The 14976-nt window shown below is 72.2% G+C and carries 15 protein-coding genes; 14 read left to right on the top strand and 1 reads right to left on the bottom strand.

All coding sequences use genetic code 11. The features are described from left to right. Positions 1-6 precede the first annotated feature (6 nt). The 3 genes from AC07AW_RS00570 (at position 7) to ftsH (ending at position 6190) form a co-directional block, all read left to right on the top strand. Positions 7-2457, top strand: a complete 2451-nt coding sequence (locus AC07AW_RS00570) for a [protein-PII] uridylyltransferase (protein ID WP_478813362.1) — start codon at positions 7-9, stop codon at positions 2455-2457. A 118-nt stretch (positions 2458-2575) separates the two neighbouring features. Continuing rightward, a complete protein-coding gene (gene ffh, locus AC07AW_RS00565; RefSeq protein WP_478813361.1) occupies positions 2576-4129 on the top strand; it encodes a signal recognition particle protein in 1554 nt (517 codons plus the stop codon). 132 nt (positions 4130-4261) lie between these two features. Further along, positions 4262-6190, top strand: a complete 1929-nt coding sequence (gene ftsH, locus AC07AW_RS00560) for an ATP-dependent zinc metalloprotease FtsH (protein ID WP_478813360.1) — start codon at positions 4262-4264, stop codon at positions 6188-6190. Between the two features lie 49 nt (positions 6191-6239). Here ftsH and AC07AW_RS00555 read toward each other — a convergent pair whose 3' ends face one another. Further along, the gene (locus AC07AW_RS00555; protein WP_478813359.1) at positions 6240-6965 is read right to left on the bottom strand and encodes a methyltransferase domain-containing protein; all 726 of its coding nucleotides are present in this window, start codon (positions 6963-6965) and stop codon (positions 6240-6242) included. Between the two features lie 375 nt (positions 6966-7340). Between AC07AW_RS00555 and AC07AW_RS00550 the strand changes: the two genes are divergently transcribed. The 11 genes from AC07AW_RS00550 to AC07AW_RS00500 all read left to right on the top strand — a co-directional run bounded on the left by AC07AW_RS00550 (position 7341) and on the right by AC07AW_RS00500 (position 14930). After that, positions 7341-7934, top strand: coding sequence for a hypothetical protein (locus AC07AW_RS00550; protein ID WP_030690647.1), 594 nt, complete (start codon positions 7341-7343; stop codon positions 7932-7934). Positions 7935-8088: 154 nt separating this feature from the next. Further along, positions 8089-8532: a 30S ribosomal protein S16 gene (gene rpsP / locus AC07AW_RS00545; protein ID WP_015036470.1), complete on the top strand. Its 444-nt coding sequence runs from the start codon at positions 8089-8091 to the stop codon at positions 8530-8532. Positions 8533-8534: 2 nt separating this feature from the next. Further along, complete coding sequence (locus AC07AW_RS00540; RefSeq protein WP_020868149.1) at positions 8535-8774, top strand: RNA-binding protein; 240 nt, start codon at positions 8535-8537, stop codon at positions 8772-8774. Positions 8775-8885: 111 nt separating this feature from the next. Then, positions 8886-9464: a ribosome maturation factor RimM gene (gene rimM, locus AC07AW_RS00535; protein ID WP_478813358.1), complete on the top strand. Its 579-nt coding sequence runs from the start codon at positions 8886-8888 to the stop codon at positions 9462-9464. Beyond that, positions 9461-10282 carry a tRNA (guanosine(37)-N1)-methyltransferase TrmD gene (gene trmD / locus AC07AW_RS00530; protein WP_041131460.1) on the top strand — a complete coding sequence of 274 codons (822 nt, stop codon included), beginning with the start codon at positions 9461-9463 and terminating at the stop codon, positions 10280-10282. The genes rimM and trmD overlap by 4 nt, the downstream gene beginning before the upstream one ends. A gap of 127 nt (positions 10283-10409) precedes the next feature. After that, positions 10410-10760, top strand: a complete 351-nt coding sequence (gene rplS / locus AC07AW_RS00525; protein WP_015036473.1) for a 50S ribosomal protein L19 — start codon at positions 10410-10412, stop codon at positions 10758-10760. 69 nt (positions 10761-10829) lie between these two features. Continuing rightward, positions 10830-11663 carry a signal peptidase I gene (lepB, locus tag AC07AW_RS00520; RefSeq protein WP_478813357.1) on the top strand — a complete coding sequence of 278 codons (834 nt, stop codon included), beginning with the start codon at positions 10830-10832 and terminating at the stop codon, positions 11661-11663. Then, a complete protein-coding gene (lepB, locus tag AC07AW_RS00515) occupies positions 11656-12636 on the top strand; it encodes a signal peptidase I (protein ID WP_478813356.1) in 981 nt (326 codons plus the stop codon). Before lepB (AC07AW_RS00520) ends, lepB (AC07AW_RS00515) begins: the two co-directional genes overlap by 8 nt. Further along, a complete protein-coding gene (gene lepB / locus AC07AW_RS00510) occupies positions 12605-13543 on the top strand; it encodes a signal peptidase I (protein WP_478814356.1) in 939 nt (312 codons plus the stop codon). The genes lepB (AC07AW_RS00515) and lepB (AC07AW_RS00510) overlap by 32 nt, the downstream gene beginning before the upstream one ends. Before the next feature lie 74 nt (positions 13544-13617). Beyond that, positions 13618-14385: a signal peptidase I gene (gene lepB / locus AC07AW_RS00505; protein ID WP_478813355.1), complete on the top strand. Its 768-nt coding sequence runs from the start codon at positions 13618-13620 to the stop codon at positions 14383-14385. Continuing rightward, the gene (locus AC07AW_RS00500) at positions 14382-14930 is read left to right on the top strand and encodes an NUDIX hydrolase (RefSeq protein ID WP_478813354.1); all 549 of its coding nucleotides are present in this window, start codon (positions 14382-14384) and stop codon (positions 14928-14930) included. The genes lepB (AC07AW_RS00505) and AC07AW_RS00500 overlap by 4 nt, the downstream gene beginning before the upstream one ends. Positions 14931-14976: the final 46 nt, after the last annotated feature.

The raw sequence follows: 14976 nt of genomic DNA, 5'->3' as shown, positions 1-14976 counted from the left end.
CGCCGGGTGACGAGCCTCGAAGTCAGCGAAGAGACCGAAGATTCGGGACCCGGCGGTTACGCGGCGGCCCGGCTGCTCCTCCTCCAGGAGAAGGAGCGGCCCGGGCCGCCGCGCCGTGCCGCTCTGGCCCGGCTCACCGACGACTGGCTGGCCGGCCTCTTCGCCGCCGCCGCACCGCCCCGCGGGACCGCCCTCGTCGCCGTCGGCGGCTACGGGCGCGCCGAACTCTCCCCGCGCAGCGACCTCGACCTCCTCCTGCTCCACGACGGCACCGCCGACAAGGCCGCCGTCGCCGCCCTCGCCGACCGGATCTGGTACCCCGTCTGGGACCTCGGCCTCGCCCTCGACCACTCCGTCCGCACCCCCGCCGAGGCCCGCGCCACCGCCGCCGACGACCTCAAGGTCCACCTCGGCCTCCTCGACGCCCGGCCCCTCGCCGGAGACACCGGGCTCGTCGCCGCCCTGCGCACCACCGTCCTCGCCGACTGGCGCAACCAGGCCCCCCGGCGGCTCCCTGAGCTCGACGCCCTCTGCCGCGAGCGCGCCGAACGCGCGGGGGAGCTGCAGTACCTCCTCGAACCCGACCTGAAGGAGGCCAGGGGAGGCCTCCGCGACGCCCAGGTGCTGCGCGCCGTCGCCGCCTCCTGGCTCGCCGACGCCCCCCGCGAAGGCCTCGACACGGCCCGCCGCCGCCTCCTCGACGCCCGCGACGCCCTCCACCTCGCCACCGGCCGCGCCACCGACCGGCTGGCCCTCCAGGAACAGGACGCCGTCGCCTCCGAACTCGGCCTCCTCGACGCCGACACCCTGCTCCGCGAGGTGTACGAGGCCGCCCGGACCATCTCGTACGCCACCGACGTCACCTGGCGCGAGGTCAACCGCGTCCTCAAGGCCCGCTCCGCCCGTCCGGCCCGGCTCCGTACCCTCCTCAGCCGGAACGGCGCCGCGAAACCGCCCGTCGAGCGCACCCCGCTCGCCGAGGGCGTCGTCGAGATGGACGGCGAGGTCGTCCTCGCCCGCGGCGCCCGGCCCGAACGCGACCCCGTCCTGCCGCTGCGGGCCGCCGCCGCGGCCGCCCAGTCCGCCCTGCCGATCTCCCTGCACGCCGTACGCCGCCTCGCGGCCGCCGCCAAGCCGCTGCCGGTGCCCTGGCCCGCCGAGGCCCGCGAGGAGCTCGTCACCCTCCTCGGCGCGGGCGAGGCCACCGTCCCCGTCTGGGAGGCCCTGGAGGCCGAAGGGCTCATCAGCCGGCTCCTGCCCGACTGGGAGCGCGTCCGCTGCCGCCCCCAGCGCAACCCCGTCCACACCTGGACCGTCGACCGGCACCTCGTCGAGACCGCCGTGCGCGCCTCCTCGCTCACCCGCCGCGTCGGCCGCCCCGACCTCCTCCTCGTCGCCGCCCTCCTCCACGACATCGGCAAGGGCTGGCCCGGCGACCACTCCGTGGCCGGCGAGACCATCGCCCGCGACCTCGCCGCCCGCATCGGCTTCGACCGCACCGACACGGCCGTCATCGCCACCGCCGTCCGCCACCACCTGCTCCTCGTCGAGACCGCCACCCGGCGCGACCTCGACGACCCCGCCACCGTCCAGTCCGTCGCCACCGCCGTCGGCACCCTGGGCACCCTGGAGCTCCTGCACGCCCTCACCGAGGCCGACGCCCTCGCCACCGGCCCCGCCGCCTGGTCCTCCTGGCGCGCCTCGCTCGTGGCCGACCTGGTCAAACGGGTCGCCGGGGTCCTCGCGGGCGCACCCCTGCCCGATCCCGAGGCCGCCGCGCCCAGCGCCGAACAGGAACGGCTCGCGATCGAGGCCCTGCGCACCGGCGAACCCGTCCTCGCCCTCCACACCCGCGACGAGGAGCCGCTCGACGCGGAGGAGCCCGAGCCCGTCGGCGTCGAGCTCCTCATCGCCCTGCCCGACCGGCCCGGCGTCCTCCCCGCCGTCGCCGGCGTCCTCGCCCTCCACCGGCTCACCGTCCGCGCCGCAGACCTCCGCGCCGTCGACCTCCCCAGCGGCCTCGGATCCGGCTCCGTCCTCGTCCTCGACTGGCGGGTCGCCGCCGAGTACGGCTCCCTGCCCGAGGCCGCCCGGCTCCGCGCCGACCTCGTCCGCGCCCTGGACGGCTCCCTCGACATCCCCGCCCGGCTCGCCGAACGCGAGGCCGCCTACCCCCGCCGCCGCGGCCTCGCCGCCCCGCCGCCCCGCGTCACCGTCGCCGCCGCCGACTCCCGCCTCGCCACCGTCATCGAGGTCCGCGCCCAGGACGCCCCCGGCCTGCTCCACCGCATCGGGCGCGCCCTGGAGGGCGCGGCGGTACGGGTGCGCAGCGCCCACGTCTCCACCCTGGGCGCCAACGCCGTCGACACCCTGTACGTGACCCGCCCGGACGGCTCCCTCCTCCCGGACGAGGAGGCGATCGACCTGGCCCGGGCGCTGGAGGAGGCGCTGCGGTGAGTCCCTGACCCGAACCGCCCCGTGCGCCGGATTCGGCGGGCGGGGGCACACACTTCGAGCGGCCCGATACCCTGGAGGGCAATCCGACCGCCCCCGACACCGAGGATCCGCGACCGCCGTGTTCGATACCCTCTCCGACCGCCTTGCAGCGACCTTCAAGAACCTCCGCGGCAAGGGCCGTCTGTCCGAGGCGGACATCGACGCCACCGCGCGCGAGATCCGTATCGCGCTGCTCGAAGCGGATGTCGCCCTTCCGGTCGTTCGCGCCTTCATCAAGCAGGTCAAGGAGCGCTCGCTGGGCGCCGAGGTCTCCCAGGCCCTCAACCCCGCCCAGCAGGTCATCAAGATCGTCAACGAGGAGCTCATCGGCATCCTCGGTGGCGAGACCCGCCGCCTCCGGTTCGCCAAGACCGCGCCGACCGTGATCATGCTCGCCGGTCTCCAGGGTGCCGGTAAGACCACCCTCGCCGGAAAGCTGGGTGTCTGGCTGAAGAGCCAGGGCCACTCGCCGCTGCTCGTCGCCTGTGACCTCCAGCGCCCCAACGCCGTCAACCAGCTCTCCGTCGTCGCCGACCGCGCGGGCGTGGCCTTCTACGGCCCGCAGCCGGGCAACGGCGTCGGTGACCCGGTCCAGGTCGCCAAGGACTCGATCGAGTACGCGCGGACCAAGCTGTACGACGTCGTCATCGTCGACACCGCCGGCCGCCTCGGCATCGACCAGGAGCTGATGCAGCAGGCCGCGGACATCCGCGACGCCGTCAGCCCCGACGAGGTCCTCTTCGTCGTCGACGCCATGATCGGTCAGGACGCGGTCAACACCGCCGAGGCCTTCCGCGACGGCGTCGGCTTCGACGGCGTCGTGCTCTCCAAGCTCGACGGCGACGCCCGCGGTGGTGCCGCGCTCTCCATCGCGCACGTCACCGGCAAGCAGATCATGTTCGCCTCCAACGGCGAGAAGCTGGACGACTTCGACGCGTTCCACCCGGACCGCATGGCGTCCCGCATCCTCGGCATGGGCGACATGCTCTCCCTCATCGAGAAGGCGCAGCAGACCTTCGACGAGGAAGAGGCCGCCAAGATGGCCTCGAAGCTCGCCTCGAAGAAGGGCGAGGGCTTCACGCTCGACGACTTCCTGGCGCAGATGGAGCAGGTCCGCAAGATGGGCTCCATCTCGAAGCTGCTCGGCATGCTGCCCGGCATGGGCCAGATGAAGGAGCAGATCGCCAACATCGACGAGAAGGAGGTCGACCGCGTCGGCGCCATCATCAAGTCGATGACCCCGGCCGAGCGCCAGGACCCGACCATCATCAACGGCTCCCGGCGTGCCCGTATCGCCAAGGGTTCCGGCGTCGAGGTCAGCGCGGTCAAGGGCCTGGTCGAGCGGTTCTTCGAGGCCCGCAAGATGATGTCCCGCATGGCGCAGGGCGGCGGCATGCCGGGGATGCCGGGCATCCCGGGCATGGGCGGCGGCCCCGGCCGGCAGAAGAAGCAGGTCAAGCAGGCCAAGGGTAAGCGCAAGAGCGGCAACCCGATGAAGCGCAAGGCCGAGGAGCAGGCCGCGGCCGAGCGCCGCGAGCAGGCGCAGGCCGGCGGCGCCTTCGGTCTCCCGGCGGCGGGGCAGACCCAGAAGGACTTCGAGCTCCCGGAGGAGTTCAAGAAGTTCATGGGCTGATCGGTCCGATGTGAGGGGCCCGGGGCGGTGCGAAACCGCCCCGGGCCCCTTTTCATCCCTCCGGACCGCTCGCGATGCCCGATTTCTCCCGCTCTTCGATACTGGGGCCACTGCCGCCCCGAGGAGAGCCACGTGGCCAACCCCGTACCCCCGCGCGACCGGACCGACCAGCCCTGGCGCTCGGAAGGGGCCCCGCCGCCCCCGTCGCCGAAGAGGCGGATGCCGGGAGGCTGGGGCAGCCTCATCCTCACCGCGCTCGTCGTGTACCTGATCGCCAACCTCGTGCTGTCGTTCTTCAACGAGGGCGACGGGCCGACGATCTCGTACACCGAGTTCGACAAGCAGGTCGCCGCCGGGAACGTCACCAAGATCTACTCCAAGGGTGACGCGATCCAGGGCCAGCTGAAGAACAAGCAGCCCGTCCCCGACGGCGACGGCGACTACACCAAGTTCCAGACCCAGCGGCCGGCCTTCGCCGACGACGACCTGTGGGCGCAGCTGACCAAGCAGAACGTCACCGTCACCGCCCAGCCCGTCGTCCAGGAGCGCAGTTTCCTCGCCAACCTCCTGATCTCGCTGGCCCCGATGCTGCTGCTCGTCGTGCTGTGGGTGTTCATCGCCCGCCGGATGAGCGCGGGCATGGGCGGCGCGGGCGGCATGCTCGGCCGCAAGCAGCCGCCGAAACCGGTCGAGCTGGAGGGCGGCAAGCGCACCACCTTCGAGGACGTCGCCGGCATCGACGAGGTCGAGGGCGAGCTCAACGACGTCGTCGACTTCCTGAAGAACCCGCAGGCCTACCGCGAGATGGGCGCCAAGATGCCCCGCGGCGTGCTCCTCGCGGGCTCTCCCGGCACCGGCAAGACCCTGCTGGCCCGGGCCGTCGCGGGGGAGGCGGGGGTGCCGTTCTTCTCGGCCTCCGCCTCCGAGTTCATCGAGATGATCGTGGGCGTCGGCGCCTCCCGGGTCCGCGAGCTGTTCGCCGAGGCCCGCAAGGTCGCCCCCGCGATCATCTTCATCGACGAGATCGACACCATCGGCCGGGCGCGCGGCGGCGGCTCCGGGATGGGCGGGCACGACGAGCGCGAGCAGACCCTCAACCAGATCCTCACCGAGATGGACGGCTTCACCGGCTCCGAGGGGGTCATCGTCCTCGCCGCCACCAACCGCGCCGACGTCCTCGACCCGGCCCTCACCCGGCCGGGCCGCTTCGACCGGATCGTCCACGTCAACCCGCCCGACCGGGGCGGCCGCGAGGCCATCCTGAAGATCCACACCCGGGAGATCCCGCTCGCCCAGGACGTCGACCTGGAGCAGGTGGCCCGGACCACCCCCGGCATGACCGGCGCCGAGCTCGCCAACCTCGCCAACGAGGCCGCCCTCCTCGCGGTCAAACGCCAGCAGCAGGCCGTCACCCGGTCCGATCTGTCCGACGCCCTGGAGAAGGTCCAGCTCGGCGCCGAACGGCCGCTCGTGATGCCCCTGGAGGAGCGGCGCCGGACCGCGTATCACGAGAGCGGCCACGCCCTGCTCGGCATGCTCCAGCCGGGCGCCGACCCGGTCCGCAAGATCACCATCGTGCCGCGCGGCCGGGCCCTCGGCGTCACCCTGTCGACCCCCGACGCCGACAAGTACGCCTACACCGAGGACTATCTGCGCGGCCGGATCATCGGCGCCCTCGGCGGGATGGCAGCCGAGCAGGTCGTCTTCGGAGTCGTCACCACCGGCGCCGAGAGCGACCTCGAACAGGTCACCAACATCGCCCGGGGCATGGCGGGCCGCTGGGGCATGAGCGAGCGTGTCGGCCGGCTCACCGCCATCCCGAGCGACGCCCAGCAGGCGTACGGGCTCTCCGCCGCCCCCGCGACCCTCGACACCGTCGACGAGGAGATGCGGCGCATCGTCGACGAGTGCTACGAGAGCGCGGTACGGCAGCTCCGCGAGCACCGCGACCAGCTGGACGCCCTGGCTGCGGCCCTCCTCGCCAACGAGACCCTGGAGGAGGACGCGGCCTACCGGGCGGCGGGCGTCCCGCGCCTGAAGAAGGACGCCGAGGAGTCCTGAGGGGGCGGGGCCGTCGCGCCCGGGCGACAGCCCCGCTGCTCCCGAGGGGTTACGGCACCCGGGCGATCACGTACCGGAAGACGTTCGGCATCCACACCGTCCCGTCCGGGCGGACGTACGGGGCGAGGGCCTCCTCGATCTCCTTCTCCACCTGCGCGTGCTCCGTCGCCCGGACCGCCTCGTCGAAGACGCCCGTCGACAGCAGCCCGCGTACCGCGCTGGCCTCGTCCGCGTACCCGAAGGGGCAGGCCACCCGGCCCGAGCCGGCCGGCCGCAGCCCCGCCCCGGCCACCATCGCGTCCAGGTCGGGACCCGGCGCGGGTCCGCGGTCCGCGAGCCGGGCGGCGACCCGCAGCACCGGCTCCGTGGCGCACCGCTCCGGCGGCCCCCACCCGGCGAGTACGACCGCCGCGCCCGGTTGGGCCGAACGGGTGACGGCCCGGAGCTCGGGCAGGGTCCCGCGCGTCGCGTGGAAGGCCGTGATCACGTCGTACGTGACAGACTCCGGCGGCTCCTCGGTGACCGTGACGCCCTCCGGCAGCCGCTCCCTGGCCAGCTCCACGCGCGCGTGGTCGCGGTCGGTGCCGGCCACCCGCGCGCCCCGCGCGGCGGCCATCAGGAGGGCCAGGCCCGAGCCGCAGCCCAGGCCGAGCAGCCCGGTACCCGCGCCCACGCCCAGGCGGTCGTACACCGCCTCGTAGAGCGGGACCAGCATCCGTTCCTGGATCTCGGCCCAATCACGCGCGGGGTGGTGCGGGACGAGCGTAGGTGTCATGGAAAAGCGCCCCAATCCGTGCTCGGACGACAGCCCCCCGTAGTCAGGGAACTGCGCTTCCCCGGCCGCGTCCAGTGCTCGCGCCGGACCGATTCACCCGGGGGAGGGCCGGTGCGCCGCCTTGCGCTCGGACCCGGTAATGTCCTCGCAACAGTCCCTCGGGCCGCTCCGGCCCCCCGGGGGCGCGCGCACCGCGGCCACGCGCCGGGGCGTATGCGCTACTACGCACCGGCTTGACGATCTCTGCGTGACTTCTCCGCAGATCGGGGCACTGGCCCGCGTCGGGACACATCAAGGGCAACTGACGGGTACGTGCAAATTATTTGGGTTGCCCCGGAATGGAACCCGGGGGCACTTCGGCTCGTTGTACGCGACGTGAGCACGACACCCCCTGTTCTCGCCGCAGAGCTGGCACAGGCGTGGGCCGACATTCAGCGGCACCACCCCGAGCTGCCCGATCTTGCCGCGCCCGAGTCCCTGATCGGAGAGTCCTCGTCCGCCTGTGGCGCCGAGCTCTCCTTCGAGCGACTGCTCCACGAGGCAGTCCACGGCATCGCCGCCGCCCGAGGTGTCCGCGACACCTCCCGCGCCGGCCGCTACCACAACCGCAGATTCCTGGCGATCGCCGAGGAGATGGGCCTCGACCATCCCGAGGAGCCGCACGCGAGCAGCGGCTTCTCCCTGGTCACGCTCAACCCCGAGGCGAGGCGCCGGTACCGGCCCACCATCGAGCGGCTCCAGCGCGCCCTCAAGGCGCACACGGTCGCCACGGCGGCCGACACCAAGCGCTCCTTCCGCGGACCGGCCGCCCGGCACGGCTCCTCGGGCGGCGGCGTGCGCGTCAAGGCCGTCTGCGACTGCGGGCGGAACGTGCGCGTGGTGCCGTCCGTGCTCGCCCAGGCCCCGATCGTCTGCGGCGGCTGCGGCAAGCCCTTCCGCATCCCCGAGACAGTGGGCGCCGCCAACTGAGTCGGCGGGGTGTGGCACAATGGCTAGCTGTACTCGACAGTCGCACAGGACCCCTCTCTCCTCCGGCTGACGCGTCCATCGGGCATCCGAGTACCGCAACCCCACGTGGCATCTCAAGTGCCCAACCACGTCAAGACCAGGAGACACCACTCCAGTGGCAGTCAAGATCAAGCTCAAGCGCCTCGGCAAGATCCGCCAGCCGCACTACCGCATCGTCGTCGCCGACTCGCGCACCCGCCGTGACGGTCGTGCGATCGAGGAGATCGGCCTCTACCACCCGACGTACAACCCGTCGCGTATCGAGGTCGACTCCGAGCGTGCGCAGTACTGGCTGTCTGTCGGCGCCCAGCCGACCGAGCCGGTTCTCGCCATCCTGAAGCTCACCGGTGACTGGCAGAAGCACAAGGGTCTGCCGGCCCCCGAGAAGGCTCTGCTCGTCCCCGCCACGAAGGAGGCGAAGCGCGCCTCGTTCGACGAGTTCGCGAAGACCCTCGAGGGCGGCGACGACAAGGGTGAGGCCATCACCCCGAAGGCCAAGAAGGCCGACAAGAAGGCGGACGAGGCCGAGGCCGCGTCCACCGAGTCGACCGAGGCCTGATCATGCTCGAGGAGGCTCTCGAGCACCTCGTGAAGGGCATCGTCGACAACCCCGACGAGGTGCAGGTCGCCTCGCGCAACCTGCGCCGGGGCCGCGTGCTGGAGGTTCGGGTCCACCCCGACGACCTCGGCAAGGTGATCGGCCGCAACGGCCGCACCGCGCGTGCGCTGCGCACCGTCGTGGGCGCCATCGGCGGCCGGGGGATCCGCGTCGACCTCGTCGACGTGGACCAGGTCCGCTGAGCAGGTCGGCAGCATCACCTTAGTTGTGCCGGCACGGGCCGGGGAGGGCTGAAGAGCCCACCCCGGCCCGTTGTCGTACGTACGAGCTGTGTGACAGGAGAGTGTGGAGCAGTGCAGTTGGTAGTCGCGCGGATCGGCCGCGCCCACGGCATCAAGGGCGAGGTCACCGTCGAGGTGCGGACGGACGAGCCCGAGCTCAGGCTCGGCCCCGGTGCCGTACTGCTGACCGACCCGGCCTCCGCCGGGCCGCTGACCATCGAGAGCGGCAAGGTGCACAGCGGCCGGCTGCTGCTGCGTTTCGTGGGCGTCCGCGACCGCAACGCCGCCGAGGCGCTGCGCAACACCCTCCTCATCGCCGAGGTCGACCCCTCGGAGCTGCCCGAGGAGGAGGACGAGTACTACGACCACCAGCTCATGGACCTCGACGTGGTCCTCGCCGACGGCACCGAGATCGGCCGGATCACCGAGATCTCCCACCTGCCGTCCCAGGACCTCTTCATCGTCGAGCGCCCCGACGGCACCGAGCTGCTGATCCCCTTCGTCTCCGAGATCGTCACCGAGATCGACCTGGAGGAGCAGCGGGCCGTCATCGACCCGCCGCCCGGTCTGATCGACGACCGCGCCGAGATCGTCTCCTCCCGGGACGACGGCGAGGCGACCGGCGACGAGGCCGCCGAGGAGCAGGCATGAGGCTCGACGTCGTCACGATCTTCCCCGAGTACCTCGAACCGCTGAACGTCTCGCTCGTCGGCAAGGCACGCGCGCGCGGACAGCTGGACGTCCATGTCCACCACCTGCGCGACTGGACGTACGACCGGCACAACACGGTCGACGACACCCCCTACGGCGGCGGCCCCGGCATGGTCATGAAGACCGAGCCCTGGGGCGACGCGCTCGACCAGACGCTCGCCGACGGCTACGAGGCCGGCGCGCACGGCCCGGTCCTCGTCGTCCCGACCCCCAGCGGCCGCCCCTTCACCCAGGAGCTCGCCGTCGAGCTCTCCGAGCGGCCCTGGCTGATCTTCACGCCGGCCCGCTACGAGGGCATCGACCGCCGCGTCATGGACGAGTACGCGACCCGGATGCCGGTCTACGAGGTCTCCATCGGCGACTACGTCCTCGCCGGCGGCGAAGCGGCCGTCCTCGTCGTCACCGAGGCCGTCGCCCGCCTGCTGCCCGGCGTCCTCGGCAACGCCGAGTCCCACCGGGACGACTCCTTCGCCCCCGGCGCCATGGCCAACCTCCTGGAAGGCCCCGTCTACACCAAGCCACCCGAGTGGCGCGGCCGGGGCATCCCCGACGTCCTCCTCAGCGGGCACCACGGCAAGATCGCCCGCTGGCGGCGCGACGAGGCCTTCCGCCGTACGGTCGCCAACCGGCCCGACCTCATCGAGCGCTGCGACCCGTCCGCCTTCGACAAGAAGGACCGCGAGATCCTCTCCATGCTGGGGTGGGCGCCCGAGCCCGGCGGCCGATTTTGGCGCAGGGTCGAGGGCGTGGAAGAATAGGCCGCTGTCGTCCGTCCGGCGCGCGCCCCTGCCACAGGGGGAACGACGCCGCCAGAAACGGACGACGCCCCGAATCATTCGAACGTACCGCTGATGACCTGTGGCATCAGCGAGGAAAGAGACCTCCATGGCCTCCCTGCTCGACCAGGTCAACGCGGGTTCGCTCCGCTCGGACCTCCCCGCCTTCCGTCCCGGCGACACCGTGAACGTCCACGTTCGCGTCATCGAGGGCAACCGCTCCCGTATCCAGCAGTTCAAGGGCGTCGTCATCCGTCGCCAGGGTTCGGGCGTCAGCGAGACCTTCACGGTCCGCAAGGTCTCGTTCTCCGTCGGCGTCGAGCGCACCTTCCCGGTGAACAGCCCGATCTTCGAGAAGATCGAGCTCGTGACCCGCGGTGACGTCCGTCGCGCCAAGCTCTACTACCTGCGTGAGCTGCGCGGCAAGGCTGCCAAGATCAAGGAGAAGCGCGACCGCTGAGCTCAGGCTCACGGCACGCTCACCGCTTCCGACTCCTCGCACAGACAGGCCGGATAGGCTCTGCCAGCGATGGACACCGAAGCACAGCACACGGAGCGCGACCCCTCTTCCGACACGGATTCGTCCGGTACGGGGGAAGGGTCGCGCTCCGCGCGCGTTTCCGGCGACTCCGGGAGCGCCCCCGACGATTCCGGGCGCGTTTCCGACGATGCGGGGCGCGCCCCCTCCTGGCGGCGCACCGCCTTCGTGGGCGGCGCCTGCGTGGCCTTCCTGCTGCTCCTGAGTCACTTCGTGATCCAGCCGTTCCTGATCCCCAGCGGCTCCATGGAGCCGACGCTCCAGGTCGGCGACCGGATCCTCGTGAACAAGCTGGCGTACCGTTTCGGCAGCGAGCCCGCCCGGGGTGACGTCGTCGTCTTCGACGGCACCGGTTCCTTCGTACGGGAACAGCCGGAGGGCAATCCGGTCACCGGGCTCCTGCACGACGGGGCGGCCGCCCTCGGGCTCGCCGAACCCGACGAGACCGACTTCGTGAAGCGGGTCGTCGGCGTCGGCGGCGACCGGGTCGTCTGCTGCGACAAGGACGGCCGGCTCACCGTCAACGGCGTCCCCGTCGAGGAGCGGTACGTGATGCTCGGCGACCGGCCCTCCAGCGTGCCCTTCGACATCGTCGTCCCGCAGGACCGGCTCTGGGTCATGGGCGACCACCGCAGCCAGTCCAGCGACTCCCGGGACCACCTGGGCAACCCCGGCGGCGGCATGGTCCCCGTCGACAGGGTCGTCGGCCGCGCCGACTGGATCGCCTGGCCCTTCGGCCGCTGGTCCACCGTGCCCGGCACCGACGCCTTCGGCACCGTACCGGCGCCGCCGGCCGGTGGACACGGAGCGGGAGCCCATGGGTAGCCGGGGCCGCGGCCGCTCCTCCGCCGGGACCGAGCAGGGCCCCGCCGCGCTGCCCGGACGGGCCGAGCGCCGCAGACTGGCCCGCAAGGTCAAGCGGCGCCGGCAGCGCTCCGCGATCCGGGAGATCCCGGTCCTGATCACCGTGGCCGTGCTCATCGCGCTCGTCCTCAAGACCTTCCTCGTCCAGGCCTTCGTCATCCCCTCCGGCTCCATGGAGCAGACGATCCGCATCGACGACCGGGTCCTCGTCGACAAGCTCACGCCCTGGTTCGGCTCCCGCCCGCAGCGCGGCGACGTCGTCGTCTTCAAGGACCCCGGCAGCTGGCTCCAGCACGAGGCCGCACCGGCCGCCGACGACCCGATCGGCATCAAGCAGGCCAAGCAGGCCCTGACCTTCATCGGGCTGCTGCCCTCGGCCGACGACCGGGACCTCATCAAGCGGGTGATCGCCGTCGGCGGCGACACCGTCCGCTGCTGCGGCGAGGACGGGCGGATCACCGTCAACGGCGTCCCGCTGGACGAGCCGTACCTGCATCCCGGGAACCCGCCGTCCAAGATCCCCTTCGAGGTGAAGGTCCCGCAGGGCCGCATCTTCGTCCTCGGCGACCACCGCTCCGACTCGGCCGACTCCCGCTTCCACCTCGACGAGGAGGGCCACGGAACCGTCTCCGAGGAGCAGATCGTCGGGCGTGCCGTGGTGATCGCCTGGCCCTTCGGGCACTGGCGCGGTCTGGAGGAGCGGGACACCTTCTCCGCCGTACCGAACGCACGTGCGAGTTCCGAGACCGCATCCGATCTGTCGCATAGTGTGTCCCAGCGGAATCTGAACGGATTGCCCGGGCTCCCGACCCCTGCGGAACTTCTGCTCGTTATGGGAGTGGTGGGCCTGTCCCTGACCCGGGGCAGGCGTTCGCACGGACTGAGGAGTGGATGTGGGGGATTTGGCCGTCGGCGCACGATCCGGACACGATGAGCCCGAGAAGAGGGCCGACGGGGCCTTCGGCGATGACACGACGGGTGGCGGCGACGTGACGGGTGACGAGCAGGCGCAGCCGCCGGGCGGCGGTACGCCGGGCGAAGGCGGCGACGAAGCGGCGGACGGGTCCGGCAAGGGCCCGAAGAAGCAGCGTTCCTTCTGGAAGGAACTGCCCCTCCTCGTCGGCATCGCGCTGGTGCTCGCCCTGCTGATCAAGACCTTCCTGGTGCAGGCGTTCTCGATCCCCTCGGAATCGATGATGAACACCCTGCAGAAGGGCGACCGCGTCCTCGTCGACAAGCTGACCCCCTGGTTCGGTGCGGAGCCCGAGCGCGGCGAGGTCGTCGTCTTCCACGACCCGGGCGGCTGGCTGGAGGGCCAGGAGGCGCCCAAGCCGAACGTCGTGCAGAAGTTCCTCAGCTTCATCGGCCTCATGCCGTCCGCCGAGGAGAAGGACCTCATCAAGCGCGTCATCGCGGTCGGCGGCGACACGGTCTCCTGCAAGGAGGGCGGCAAGGTCGTCCTCAACGGCGTGGCGCTCGACGAGAGCGCGTACCTCGCCCCCGGCGCGGTGCCCTGCCAGGACTCCTTCGGCCCGATCAAGGTCCCGGACGGCCGGATCTGGGTCATGGGCGACAACCGTCAGAACTCCCTGGACTCCCGCTTCCACCAGCAGCTCCCGGGCGGCGGCACCGTCTCCAACGACGAGGTCGTGGGCCGCGCCGTCGTGATCGCCTGGCCGGTCACCCGCTGGGCCACGCTCCCCGTGCCCGACGTCTTCGACCAGCCGGCCCTCAACAAGGCCCTCGGCGCCGCCCCCCTCGGGGCGGCCGGTCTCGCCGGAGCGCTCCCGCTCGTGCTGTGGCGCCGGAAGAAGCAGGCCGCACGGCATACCGCCGAGTAGCGACCCGCGGGTAGGGTGCCGTCCCGGACCGTCGACAGGGCTACGGTCCGCCGACAGACCTACGGGGTGCGCACATGAGCGGAACCATACGGACCAAGGGCGGCCGCGGCCGCCTCGGCAGCGTGCTGTCGGGGCTGGCCGTGGCCGTCGGCTGTGTGCTCTTCCTCGGCGGATTCGTCTGGGGAGCCGTGCTCTACCAGCCGTACACCGTCCCCACCGACTCCATGACCCCCACCCTCGACGTCGGATCCAAGATCCTCGCCCAGCGGATCGACGGCGACGAGGTGCGGCGCGGTGACGTCGTCGTCTTCGCCGACCCCCTCTGGGGCTCCTCGCCCATGGTCAAGCGGGTCGCCGCCGTCGGCGGCGACACCGTCGCCTGCTGCGACCGGGACGGGCGGCTCACCGTGAACGGCAAGCCCGTCGACGAGCCGTACCTGCGTCCGGGCCCCGGCGGCCGGACGATCGCCTCGGGCCAGGAGTTCTCGGTGACCGTCCCCCGGGACAACCTCTTCCTGCTCGGCGACGACCGGCACACCTCGCTCGACTCCCGTACGCACATGGAGGAGGCCGGACAGGGCTCCGTGCCCCGCTCCACGGTCGTCGGCAGGGTGGACGCCGTCGTCTGGCCCGCCAAGGGCCTACTGGAGCCCGCCGAGGGCTTCGCGGGTCTCCCGGGCGGCATCTCGCGGCCGGGCCCGTTCAAGGCGCTCCTCACGGCGATCACGGCCGGCACCGTGCTGATCCTCGTGGGAGCCGCGTACGGTCCGGTGGCCGGCCGCCTGGGCCGGGGCCGGTCCGAGACGCCGAAGCCGGGTACAAGGGAGAGGGTGGGGGCATGACGGATACGGGGAGTGCCGGGGCCGCCCCGGCACCGGCCGCGGGACCCGAGCCGGTGTCCGTGGTGAGGCGGGTCGCGCGGGTCGTCCTGCTCGACCCCGACGACCGCATCCTGCTCCTGCACGGGTACGAGCCCGACGCCCCGGACGACAGCTGGTGGTTCACCCCGGGCGGCGGCGTGGAGGGCGACGAGTCCCGGGAGGAGGCGGCCCTGCGCGAACTCGCGGAGGAGACCGGCATCACCGAGGTCGACCTCGGCCCGGTGCTCTGGAAGCGGTACTGCTCCTTCCCCTTCGACGGGCGCCGCTGGGACCAGGACGAGTGGTACTACCTCGCCCGCACCCGCGAGGCCGTGGCCGCACCCCGGCCGCAGGCCCTCACGGAACTGGAGACCCGTAGTCTCGCGGGCCTGAGATGGTGGACCTCCGCCGAACTGTCGGCGGCCCGTGAGACGGTGTACCCGACCAGACTCGCCGAGCTGCTGCGCACGCTGCTCGACGAGGGACCTCCGAGTGCACCGGTGGTTCTCGCCCCGGAAATCGTTTAGGGACGCGTACGACTGGCGCACAATAGGGGGACGCACGGCTGAAGGG

The organism is Streptomyces sp. NPDC044003 (assembly GCF_056435185.1).
This window is presented reverse-complemented; position numbering and strand designations above follow the sequence as displayed.